The following is a 12,084-nucleotide window of genomic DNA, read 5'->3' on the forward strand; positions in this document are numbered from 1 at the left end:
TATGGTTCAAAAATGGAGGTTGAACCAAATGCCTGAAATTCATGAGGTCAATATAGATAAAATTACGCAGGAGCTGCACAATGCCTTTTACTTATTCAATAAACACTATTTCAATGATGAGTTGCCGACTCCGGCAATCACCATACAATCATCAGGACACAAACGGAAATCGATGGGATGGTGTACGGTTGTACCCGTATGGGGAGATAAAGAAGGCAAAACCAAAATGTATGAAATCAACTTATCAGCAGAGTTCCTTGATTTGGACTTTCACGAAACGATGGACACCTTGCTTCATGAAATGGTACATCTTTATCACAAAGTTAATGACATTCAGGATTGTAGCCGTAAAGGGACGTACCATAATAAACATTTTAAAAAGAAAGTGCTAGAAATTGGATTTGAATATCAAAGCGACAAACCCGACCCTACTCACGGTTGGACTTATGCAAGGTTGGGGCAAAAAGCAAAGTATGAAATTTCAAACATGAATATAAACGCTGATGTATTTACCATCTCACGGCGTGGTTCTATGTACTTTAATGCCTTAGAAAACGGTCAATCAGCAGAAGAAGCCGAAGCCCAATCAGGGAGGGAAACGTCATCGGCAGGTAAACCATCATCCTACAAGTGGGTTTGTTCTGGCTGCGGGCTTATTATGCGGTCATCAAAACAAGAAGTGAATGTAAAATGTGGTGACTGTGATATAACCCTAGAAAAGCAATAAACATTCAGTTTTTTTATCTCCCGGAATTATGGCCAAAAAACATTGTTCGCTTATTCGGAACTTGGTCAATCAACCAGGACAAAATATCGTTCGTCTTTTTGAATGAAATTGTTCTAGTATTCCTGGACAAAAACAACAAAATTGAGATGGAAAGACGAACATTGCACAAATCTAAAGCAAATTAAATTTTTCTACTACAATAAAAAGGAGTTTTGTTATGATGAAAACGTGCTGTTACTGCGGAAGTCCGGTTGAACCCTACGAACAACATTACTACTGTGATTTTTGTGAAATGAAAATTGGAAAGACGGATGTACAACATGACGGCAAGCGCAAAAACTTCTTGCCGGAATCCCAACCATCCAATATTGATGCAGAGAAGTCCACACCTGAATTAATGACCTATACAACTATTGAACTTATGTTCATGCTCAAAATCGCTCGTAAAGAGCGATCAGACACCTACCATGCTCGTCATACGTTTATTCAAGCCATGAAAACGGGTGCTGATGAGTTTCAAAACGGTGAACGTTACACCTATGATATGTATGATTACTGGACAAGAAAGTGCTTTGTCCTAGAAAATCTGATACGTGAACGGATTGGATACATCCCACACAAATTAACAGAATCCTATATTCAAAATCTTGCTGCAAGAATGGAAGAATCGACAAAAAAGAGGATGACACTAAGGAAGGCTAGAAGTATTTAGGAGACGAAAAATATAATAGAGCGTATCTAGTCACAACAATGTTGTTTAAAACGTGGTTGAACTGGAACAAAAATGCGAAGGGGTATTAATAGGTATGAAAGCAAAATTATTTGAATTCTTTATTACTGACTTTGAAGAAGTGTACGCAGTAATGGATGATGAAAACCAGCGATTACATATTTCTGCTGTAAATTTCAATTACAACATTACATTAGATCTAACAGGAGAATTAAATGAGCAAATTGAACAACAAACGAAGTACGGAGAAATCAGCTTTAATAAAAAGATTGTACAAGTTGTAGAGAAAATCATTAAAGAATTGAAGCTAAATTATAAAGTTAATGCAAAGTAAACACCTCAAAAACCCACATTTTATGGTAAATAAAAAGAAGCCATTTTCGATCGTTTTTTCAAAATGGCTTCTTCCCGACAGATTTCAATTTTGTTTTTATAAAAAAGTTTGATTATTTTTTACCTGTGTTGCTCAACAATCGCGCCTCTTTTCCGGAATAACAAAACTTTATTAAAAATACTCTTTCATTTTACCATTTAACTTTTTTCCTTGATATTCTAGCAACTTCGTATCTTTTCCAAGTCGTATGGTTATCTAAAGTGCAACCCAATACATCTCTTAAACCTAATCTATTCAACATATTATCTTCTTCTTTTGTTATCACACATCCGATGAGATTCTTATCAAGAAATTCATACAATTGTTCATCACTACTTTTGTTACCCAGCATTTTTAATATTTCTCGTCTAATTACATCACGAGGTACAACATGGTCATGTCCTTTCATTCTGTCTTTTTTCTTTTAACATATTGTTCATAAGCTTTCTCAGACCACCATGTACAACCTTTATATTTTCCATCATATTCTGTCCAAGCCCATAAAAAGTGATCAAGCAATATATGAACATTAGCTAGTGGCAATTCGGACAACGTATAGAGTTGATAAATTTTTGAAAGCGATTTAACCATATCCCGATTTGGTTATGAACTTTCTATTTTTCTCTGCTATCCTTCCCACATACACTCACCTACTTTGGTTACTTATTCAACAAACTGTCTATTGCGGAACATTTTTATTGTAACGGAAACATCTTTATTGTCACTCGACAGTAAAATAATGAAGAAGGGGTAGCACCCCTTCTATTACAATTTGATACCTTGCTTGGCTTCCTCCGTCACTTCTTCTTTCCTATCCTGCTGTTTTTCCTGTTTCGCCTCATTGCCTGTTAAAAACTTGTTTAAACTTTGCCGTGCATCTTGATCTTCATTAAAAAATTGCTGAACCTTATCCATTTTACCTTGAAGGCCTTTATTATTTTTAGAGAGATTTTCATTTTCTTTTTTTAAATTCTTGATCTCTTCTTTTAAATCTTCAATTTCCGAAGCCTTAGATGTTTGTTCGTCATTATTTGTTTGACTTTGTTCTGGCGGAACGTCTTCCTTCTGGTTAAGGTGATCTTCTACCTTTTGAGTTATTTCTTTCACTCTATTATTCAAATTTAAAACAGCATTGTCGATCTTGCTTTGAGCAAGCTCTTTAACATGGTCTACTTTCTCATTAACCTTCTCTTGTACGTCTTCGACTTTTCCTCGGGTTTTTTCAGCAACATTATTCTTCGATTCCAAAACCTTTGCCTTAAACTTTTTGGCAAATTCATTGGCCAGTTCTTTTAATTTCTCTTGAAAATCTTGAATCCATTCTGATACGGAAACCCCTTTATTTTGTTGCTGCTGTTGTGTATAGGATTCAAGCAAACTCTCAACTTTCTCGAAATGCTTATCTAGCATAGATTCAACTTGATTTTCACTTAATAAAGATTGACCGTTATCTTTTGCTTCCAACTGGCGGTTAATGACGTTCATTAATTCCTGACCGTGCTGCTCCATAGCTTCATTCATAATTCTTTGATTCATCGTGCATCTCTCCTTTGTTATTTTTTATTTAAAAAATAATTCTTGAATTTTTTAAGGTAATATTTTTTTACCATTACAAAATTCTTTTTAGTAAACATCTCACGGTTCTTTTGTTTAAACTTATTCCATGTTTGATTCGCTTCATTGTCTTCTTTTATCATTCTAATTTGTCTTTTTACGTTAAGAGTCACGTAAAAGCTAACCACTGCCAAAAATAGATAAGTAAATACATTATATGGACCAATTGTACTCTCCAAAAAATCCATTATCATTATCTTGTTCGCCCTCTAACCATGGCAAAGCGAGTAGCCATTTTCCCCCCATTGATCATGGTTCTGGAAGAACCTGTTCCATACCACATATGACGGAGAACAGATGGTCCGCGAATGATTAACACACACATGCCAATTAGCAACATGAATTTCCACCATGTAAAGCTGTCACTTGTTAAAATTTCTGTTATGGCAACCATCAACGCCATTTGTACAATAATTGTTGTTAGCTGCGATAAAACTTCACGCCACCAAACCGACATGTAATTGTTTTCATCTGAACAGACAGAGATAGCAGCCCAAATTGAAAGTAATTCCAGAACCAGTAAATCGACATGATAGATACATATTTTGATTGTAAATGCAACAATAGCAACTGTTACAAACCCTAAAACGATTAGAAACACAAAGCCATCACCGATGATGTCGCCAATACTTCCTTTTGATAAGTAATCCGTTACACCTTCTGCGGTGTACTTTCCCATTTCCCCAAACATCCAAGTTCCAAGGGGTGTTATTATGTCTCTAACAAGAAAAGTTAAAATGAAAGGGAGAATGGGTATCAATGCAGAAGCTAGCACAGCACGAAGGAGAATATCCGATAACCCAACTTGATGGGATGCACCTGCATTAGTTTGAATCGTATATTCAAGGATTTTCCATAGAAGAATCACGAGCATAACTCCTGCACCAAAGCTAATAAATAATAGATACGTTTCATTTAAGAACCCTGTCAATCCTTTGTGAGTAAAAACTATGTTTGCTAACCATTGTAGGGCTGATTCTAAGACATCCGAAATTAAGTTCTCAAAGAATTCCTTTATATTATCCGTTAAATTAAACACTCAACTCCCTCCCTCATATTTAACTAACCTTATTGATCTTCCATCCCCCATCCTTTAAAACCATTTCTATTTTCAATGCACTATCTCTTAAAGTAGATTCAGTAGCATCTATCCTTAACAATACTTGCTTTTGTTCCTCGTTTATTCGGTAATCAGTTATTTCATAAATGTTCCTAAAAGTAGTTTTTTTCTCCTTAATTTTTGTGTTAAGAAAAAAAGCAGATTCACTTTGATAAGATTTGTTATATTCTTTTCGGTTATCTATAGCTTGATAGACCTCCTTTTTGAAATCATCAGTGAAATAATCAATCATTTTTTTATCAACAGCATTTTTGATTTCTCCATTGTTGAGACTTGCAATGGATTCTCCATTCTCATAAAGTGAGAAAAAGTCCTTCAGTGCTTGCTTGCTCTCTTTTGCTGCTTTCTCAGGGTTAAACCCTCCCCCACCACAAGCAGCAAGTAACAATGTCATTACTAACAATGGCAATAAGTATTTTTTCAACGTCAACACTCCCTATCCGTTCGCCTCTTGATTAAAGAAGTTTTCGGCAGCATCCATCTGATTCTCTTGTTGTTCTTCCCTCTTTTGTTCCTGACTTTGATCGAAGGCTTGTATTTTTTCTTCAAACGCTGTCAGTACTTCTTCTGTCGGTTCATTCTCATAATCAACTTGACGAACTAAAAATTTATTGTCTTGATTTGATTGGGGGATAATACCCGGGAACAATTTATATTGAAATGCTTTATTAGCAATTACAGGCCTTTTGCCAGCGATAATCACAATTGATTCGTGATCGGGCATGGTAAGGATTTCATCCAAGTTTTTTAAATTCCTGCCTGTGTAATTAAAACTTTCAGATGCGGAGTTACTTTCACTTTTCCCCCTACTTTTTGATGTTGACCCTGTTTCCACCTTGACTGTCGCTTTACCCATTTGTTCCATGAAAAATTTACCACTTGTTTCATTCACGTTCCCCAAACAGATTTTCACCGCACAGTTACCAATAATGGATTCCGATTTTTCTTTACCGTAAATCGCCTGTAGCTGAGTAATATTTTGAACAATCGTTCCCACACCGATACCATAGCCACGGCATGTGGCTAAAAATCGTTCATAGTCATCAAATCGCCCAAGATTGGGAAACTCATCTAAGATAAAAAAAACAGATTGAGGGAGCTTTGCATTGTTCTCTGCACCGATACGATAAAGTTCATTGAACATCTGATTAAAAAATAGGTTAATCAACCCTTCCCATGTACTATCCATCACGGGAATAATTACATAGACAACTATTTTTCGCTTTCCTACATCCCCCACAAAAAAGTCAGAGAATGAAGTAAAAGCAGCAACCTCATCATCTACAAAATCGCCAATCGTAGTAAGTAAAGAGATAACGATGCTTGCACGGGTTTCTTCCTGTGACTTCATAAAACCGAGTTCATAAGCACGTCTGGCAGGGTTACGCCGATCAAGCATTAAAAACTGTTCATCGAGTTCACTTACACCCTTGCTTTTGTCTCTTTCGGGGTCAAATTCCTGCAAAAAGTCCAGTATCCCTGTCATATTCTGTTCTGATGGCTTCATTTCATTGATTGAGTAAAGAATCAATGCTTTGAGTAAACTTAATTGTGAGTTATACCAAATATCCTTTTTCTTCGGGTCGTTTTTAGCTGCAACAATGGTATTAGCAACCGTTGCTGCATGTATATCTTTCTTTACGTAATCAAAGGGATTGTAACGATCACTGCTAACCATATTACTGAAGTTGACGACACGAACATCATAGCCTTGTTTGCGCTTGATTTCAGATGTCTTCTCATATACCTCACCTTTCGGGTCGGTGACCACTATCGAACACTCTCGTTCATTCAGCACATTTGTCATCACATAACTTTGCGTTTTATAAGAACCTGGACCACCTACAACAAAGTGGTTACGATTCGGGGCACTACTGTCTGTTGGCTGTATCATGAGATTTTTTTGAAATTCCCCTAAGATGATGCCGTTCGTTTTCAATTTAGTCCCCTCCCTTGGTTTCTATTGATTCCATTAATTCATGAAAGACATCCTTTCTTGTTGCTCCTTTAAATTCGTTGCCTGTAAATATCTCCTTCGGTTTAGCAAAGCGAGCTGAACCATGATACCGTTCGTTCGGATCGACTTCCCACCCTTCTTTTTCCTTTCCTAATGTAACTGCAAGGTAAGCTGAATAAAATATACTTCCAATCAGCAGCATGTAAAAAAGAGGATTTGGATTCACATCCAAAGGATTCAATAAAATAGTGAAAGCTTTATCTTTAATCATGTTTAGATTGAGATTCCCCATGTTTTCAGCAATGAAAGGAAGCAGGTGTCCGATTTGCATGGTGATCTCAAAAAGGAATAAAAAGCAAAGAACGAAAACCAATATCTTTTGCTTTATCATTTTAAACTCCCCCTTAACTTTGGCTGACAGGTTGGATATACCCGTATGATTCAAGGGCTGTGATGATATAGCCATCATTTTTTGTTTTCACACCTGCTCGGAAAAGCTGATGCCGTTCACTCGGTGTGCTGCCCTCGATTTCGTAAGAACTCGTCATATAAACAAGGACATCCTTTGTGTTTTCTTTATCTGGTGGAGAAGAAGCAACATAAACCTTGATTCCTTTGACGTTATTCTGAAATTTAACCTTCGGAACTTCTCCCCCACCCATGCCATTTAAAGTTTGAATAACGTCTTTACTAACTTCTCCTTTTACGACTTCAAATCGTGTTAAATAATCTTCATTTCCATAATCGAAAAGCGTTTTAAATGTATCCTTAATGAACTTCTCTTTGTCTTGTGATAGGGATTCTTCAGAACCCTTTTCTGTCTTACCTTGTTTCTCCCCTTTTGTAATTTCTCTTTCCTCTTTTTCATTCGCTGATGCTTGATGATCGGTACTTAACGCACCGATATAGAGCAATAAGAAAATAACATTTGAGAGAATCAACGCTCCTATAATGAAGTATTGTTTCACCTTATCTCAACCCCATTAATATTGGTTTTAGTGTTATATTTAGTGTTAACTTATGTATTAGTTTTAATACTAAGTTAAGTACTAAACCTAACTTTATTATTAAACCTAATGTAGATATTATTGTTGAATTTAATTTTAACTTTAAAAATTTGCAATTCTACCAAACCCAACAAAATGTTTTGACCAGTAGCTGCTGTTTAAATTTGAAAACTCGATACCTGAACCGTTTGCATTGAACATTTTCCCATTACCGACATAAATACCAACATGCGTAATATGTTTTTGCGTTTCATAGGTTCCCGTAAAGAAAACCAAGTCCCCTACTTGCGCTTGCCCGGGTGGAATCTTCATGCTAGCAACGTATTGGGTTTGTGCTGTACGAGGAATATTGATGCCTGCCTGCCCAAACGCCCACATCATTAGACCAGAACAATCAAAGCCGACCGATGGGCTTGCCCCTGCCCACACGTAAGGGTCTCCTTCGAACCTAACCATGTTGTCAAGAATATTTTGCAGAGTAGCATTATCAGCCATTTTTATGTTGGTGTTGCCTTGATTGTTGCCGCCTGTTAAATTCTCCATGACATGGACTAAATATTGTGGGTCGCCGTAATCATCCCAACCCAAGCGTTTTGCTTGTTGTTGGGCGAATGTTTTGGCTAACTCCGGTGTATGCTTTCCTCCATGTTCAGCGATGAAGTCGATATAGCCAACACCGAAATTATAGCTTTGCACAATTGTTTTGAAATCGACTCCTGCTTCTTCACCTCTTTGAAGTAAATCAGCAAAATATTGTACTCCCACTTGAACACTTCTTATTGGATCTTGTATTGTATTGGGTGGTAATCCCAAGCTCTCTGATGCTTGCATAATATCCAATGTGTCAGAAGCTCCAAGTTCTTGAGCCATCAAAGCTAATAAAAACTCTGTATATTCGGCTACTCCATACTTTTCTGTATACGTTTCTAAGAGAGGTCTCCATTTGGCAATATAATCCGGAACTTGTGCCTTTCCGTGAATCGTTCCAACGTTTCCATAATTGGGTTGCTGTTCACTCTTTAAACCCAATGCGGCTGAAGCTAGAAGCAGGATTAAAATCAAAAATGCATACACGGCTTTTTTCCAGTGCTTTTTAGCGATCATTGCTCCTTTGACTGTAGCAACAGCAGACATGTTCACTTCCTCCCTGCTCTATTTCTTCAATTCTTCTAATCTCTTTTCAGCTTTCTTCAGTTCTTCGTTCAATTTTTCCTTTTCCTTTTCATCGTCCGTATCCTCTATTTGCTTTTTCAGATCATCAATTTGCTTCTCAATTCCTTCGATTTTTTTAAGCCGTTCGTTTTCTTGTCTCTTTTCTTCAATTAACTTCGTTAATTCCTTATCATCAAATTGATTGGCCAAATATTCCGCAGAGTGTAAATCGCCGTTTTCTATGAATGCTTTTCCCATTCGATGGGCTAGTGTTGCATCCTCAATAAAACTCTTACGGCTATCTAACACTGATTTGTTATAAGCCACAACAGCTTTTGCATCAGACAAACGTTGATTTTCCTCTAGTTTTAAATCAAGTATTTTTTCCTTTTTCTCTTGTTCATACATAGTTGATACAACGTTTTCTACGGTTTTATTTGTCGGGTTCGTATCCAGGGCAAGTTGGTATTGTTCTTTTTTGATGAGAAAAGCAGCAATCTCTTTTTCGCTTTTGCCTGCCCTTTTCATAATGTCTACCACTTGCTTATAGTCCTGATCGTGAACAGCTTGGATTTTTTCAATTTGTAATTCCTTCTGTTCTAATTTTTCACTATACTCTTGAGCAATGGCTTTACTTTGGGCGTTGGTTAACGTGTAAGCCCCTGTCACCCCTAACAACAAAGCGACAAGCGAACAAACGACAACCGCATAGAAACGATTCTTTAATCTTTTCTCAATAGATGCAATGTCTTGGAAGTATTGATATTGGGTGTATTCGTAGCTTTGTTGTAGGTCGGCTTTTAGTTCGGAAAGGTTTTCAGATTCCTCAATGGTTTTAAGTAACTTAATGACTTGCTCTTGTTCCCTCTTTTTAAAAACTAACTTTTTCTGCTTATAGGCTTTCATCCCGTGTCGCAAAAAGGCTTCATAAGACTGACAGGAGATAAGCGCATACGCTAGGGCTTTATATTGGTCGATAGCTTCGTGTTCTCCAAGTGCGCCTTTATTTATAACATCCACATAGGTAAAGCGAACACTGGTCATCGGGCGAAAGAAAACGGTACTTGGATGCAGCGAATAGGTATATTTACGGCTTAAAGGGTCAATTTCTAAAACTGATTTAATCGCTGCTATTCGAACAGGTAAGGTTTCCTTTTTTAATTGTTCAAGAGATATAAACTGGTCGGGAATATCGTACGTCAACTGCACCCTGCCCTTTTCCATCGTTGCCTGTTGAAGATGAAGTGTATCCGGCTCTTGATTATGAGCGTGTTGTAGACTATCTAAATTGATTTCCTCAGCTTCTCCGTTTTCGATTAGTTGTACAACCGCCTGATCTTTGGCAATTTTAATATTTCCTTCACCAAAATTCGCAATTTTCAAGGCTTCACCCTCCCTTTCGTTTATGACATAACATGTTCTTTGGATTCTTCGATTTCTGCGTTTGAAATTCTGATATTCTCCGTATAGTCAGGCTCATCGACAGCCGGTAGATCATACTCTTTTTCGTACCTTGCTTGATCCCATAAGCGCAATTCTTCTTGTGTCAATTGCACCTTCATAAAGGCTCGGTTTGACCCGTGGATAAAGAGGGCTTCCCCTTGCCTTTTGGCACTCAACAACCTTTTTTCTTCCTTCGAGAAATTTTCTTTTAATCGGCTAGTGACTTCTTCTACCCCGACATTATCAAGTCCAAAAAAGACTTTGGTAAAGCTGTTTTCAATAACAGCAGCCCCTAAATCATTAGCAGCATCTAATACGTCCTGAATCTGCTGTGTACCGGCTATTGCCCCTGCATTATATTTTCTAAATCGCTTGTAAGCCGAATAGAAAAATTCCATCGAATCAGGGTTTTTGGAAAGAAAGTGAAACTCATCAATGAAACAATAAACGGCTTCATCTCGATTTTTGGTTACTTCATCCCACAAAAACGAAAACGTATTGAGATAAGCTGCAGCTTGAACATCGTGTTCATTTTGCAGTCGCTTTAAATTGAAACTGACGAGCTGATCGTTCAGATTCACATTGGTATGACCATCGAATATGGTGTTCGAACCTGAACAGTAACTTTCTAGGATGTAGAAAAAGTCTTGTAATCGTTCAAAACGCTCGATATCCTTTTGCCTTAATATTTGTAGCTGTTCATATAAATCACTTAATGTCGGGAATCCCTCTGACGGGACCTCTTCGATCATTTTGTATTGAAAAATTTCTTTTGCATCGTAAGTATCTCTGATGACTTTGTCCAGAAGCGCCTTTTCCACTTTTGATAGATCAGGTTTTAATACATTGAAAAACGCTTTCAATCGTTGAATTTTATTCTTCACAATCATTTCAATTGTTTCATTGACTTCATCGCTGCCTGTATCCGAACTAAAGATTTGAAACGGATTAATCTTCGTTTCCGAATTAGAAGAAAGGTTAATAACCTGCCCCCCTAATTTGCTGACAATGCTTGAATACTCATTTTCAGGGTCAATGATGAAGATGCGATTTCCCATAGCAAATAGGCGCATGATCTTTTGCGTCATATAGGTGGTTTTTCCAACACCCGATGTCCCAATAATCGTCATGTTTTGGTTTAATGTCTTGTTACGGTCAAGGTAGTCTACAGCGATTAACGACCCTGTTTCCCGATTGACCCCTTCCACTTGAGCCGTAGGGGTTAGCTCCAATATTTCTGCATCGTCAAACGGCATAAAGGAGGATGCAGCCTCCGTGTTACTTAATCGGGATGTATAATCGGTCAACAAGTTTTGTTCGATCGGCAACGAGGACCAGAAAGCGTGATACATGGCTTTCGTTGGTGTGAGTTGTTGCAGCCTTAACCTTGTCAACGTTCTCACTACTGAGTCATTCAAGTTATCTAATTCTGTTAAACTATTAGCTTGAAGAAACAGATACGTATGTTGTTTAATGTAAGTCGTTTCGGCATTTAAATATTTGTCCAGTTGAAGATTGGCAGATTCAATCTGCTTTTTTAACTGTTTCTTCAGATACGGGTCAACGCTTTTTTCCATTTCCACTTGCTTGTTTTTAATGGATTCATTGTAATGGTGAACCATCCTGGAATCATCGGCTGATTCCAAGTGCTGTGAAATGGTGATATTTCCCCTTTTTCTTTTTAAGTCATTTAACCAGTTTCCACTTCGCTGATTAGGATAGCCTGTTATTGCTATTACTCGAATGTAGTTACTTCCTGCTTCAATATGTTCTGTTTTTTCTTCCCACGAAAAGGGATAGATTTCATCTAGCGTGTGTGTATCTAGTACGTTATCAATTTCATCTGAAGACAGGGAATCATCGATTTGAATATCTTCCTCAACGCTTTCACGCTTTTTCGGTTTTGCAAAAGGGAACAGTAATGATCGAATAGCTGACATATTATCTCTCCCTCCTTCTGT

General features: G+C 37.4%; 13 protein-coding genes. 3 read left to right on the forward strand and 10 right to left on the reverse strand.

The features are described 5' to 3' along the window. Positions 1-28 precede the first annotated feature (28 nt). From B5354_RS00475 to B5354_RS00485, 3 genes are all read left to right on the forward strand, one after another. A complete protein-coding gene (locus tag B5354_RS00475; RefSeq protein ID WP_079524922.1) occupies positions 29-727 on the forward strand; it encodes a SprT-like domain-containing protein in 699 nt (232 codons plus the stop codon). A 217-nt stretch (positions 728-944) separates the two neighbouring features. Beyond that, positions 945-1,439 (forward strand): hypothetical protein, encoded by a 495-nt coding sequence (locus B5354_RS00480; RefSeq protein WP_240339844.1) that lies wholly within the window; start codon positions 945-947, stop codon positions 1,437-1,439. 94 nt (positions 1,440-1,533) lie between these two features. Next, on the forward strand, positions 1,534-1,791 hold the full coding sequence (locus tag B5354_RS00485; protein WP_079524924.1) for a hypothetical protein: 258 nt from the start codon (positions 1,534-1,536) through the stop codon (positions 1,789-1,791). Between the two features lie 190 nt (positions 1,792-1,981). Here the strand turns inward: B5354_RS00485 and B5354_RS00490 are convergent, their stop codons facing one another. The 10 genes from B5354_RS00490 to B5354_RS00545 all read right to left on the reverse strand — a co-directional run bounded on the left by B5354_RS00490 (position 1,982) and on the right by B5354_RS00545 (position 12,063). Then, positions 1,982-2,239 (reverse strand): hypothetical protein, encoded by a 258-nt coding sequence (locus B5354_RS00490; protein ID WP_079524926.1) that lies wholly within the window; start codon positions 2,237-2,239, stop codon positions 1,982-1,984. Between the two features lie 356 nt (positions 2,240-2,595). After that, positions 2,596-3,351 (reverse strand): hypothetical protein, encoded by a 756-nt coding sequence (locus B5354_RS00500; protein ID WP_139377027.1) that lies wholly within the window; start codon positions 3,349-3,351, stop codon positions 2,596-2,598. A gap of 286 nt (positions 3,352-3,637) precedes the next feature. After that, complete coding sequence (locus B5354_RS00510; protein WP_079524934.1) at positions 3,638-4,483, reverse strand: conjugal transfer protein TrbL family protein; 846 nt, start codon at positions 4,481-4,483, stop codon at positions 3,638-3,640. A 19-nt stretch (positions 4,484-4,502) separates the two neighbouring features. Further along, the gene (locus B5354_RS00515; RefSeq protein ID WP_079524936.1) at positions 4,503-4,988 is read right to left on the reverse strand and encodes a hypothetical protein; all 486 of its coding nucleotides are present in this window, start codon (positions 4,986-4,988) and stop codon (positions 4,503-4,505) included. Positions 4,989-5,000: 12 nt separating this feature from the next. Further along, positions 5,001-6,503, reverse strand: coding sequence for a VirD4-like conjugal transfer protein, CD1115 family (locus tag B5354_RS00520; protein ID WP_240339845.1), 1,503 nt, complete (start codon positions 6,501-6,503; stop codon positions 5,001-5,003). Between the two features lies 1 nt (position 6,504). Beyond that, complete coding sequence (locus tag B5354_RS00525) at positions 6,505-6,912, reverse strand: hypothetical protein (protein ID WP_079524938.1); 408 nt, start codon at positions 6,910-6,912, stop codon at positions 6,505-6,507. A 13-nt stretch (positions 6,913-6,925) separates the two neighbouring features. Continuing rightward, positions 6,926-7,489 (reverse strand): hypothetical protein, encoded by a 564-nt coding sequence (locus B5354_RS00530; RefSeq protein WP_079524940.1) that lies wholly within the window; start codon positions 7,487-7,489, stop codon positions 6,926-6,928. A 141-nt stretch (positions 7,490-7,630) separates the two neighbouring features. After that, complete coding sequence (locus B5354_RS00535) at positions 7,631-8,662, reverse strand: bifunctional lytic transglycosylase/C40 family peptidase (RefSeq protein ID WP_079524942.1); 1,032 nt, start codon at positions 8,660-8,662, stop codon at positions 7,631-7,633. Positions 8,663-8,680: 18 nt separating this feature from the next. Beyond that, a complete protein-coding gene (locus B5354_RS00540; RefSeq protein WP_079524944.1) occupies positions 8,681-10,063 on the reverse strand; it encodes a coiled-coil domain-containing protein in 1,383 nt (460 codons plus the stop codon). Positions 10,064-10,083: 20 nt separating this feature from the next. Then, positions 10,084-12,063 (reverse strand): VirB4 family type IV secretion system protein, encoded by a 1,980-nt coding sequence (locus B5354_RS00545; protein WP_079524946.1) that lies wholly within the window; start codon positions 12,061-12,063, stop codon positions 10,084-10,086. Between the last annotated feature and the right edge of the window lie 21 nt (positions 12,064-12,084).

The sequence above is a fragment of the Halobacillus hunanensis genome, from assembly GCF_900166655.1.
GTDB classification, from domain to species: domain Bacteria; phylum Bacillota; class Bacilli; order Bacillales; family Halobacillaceae; genus Halobacillus_A; species Halobacillus_A hunanensis.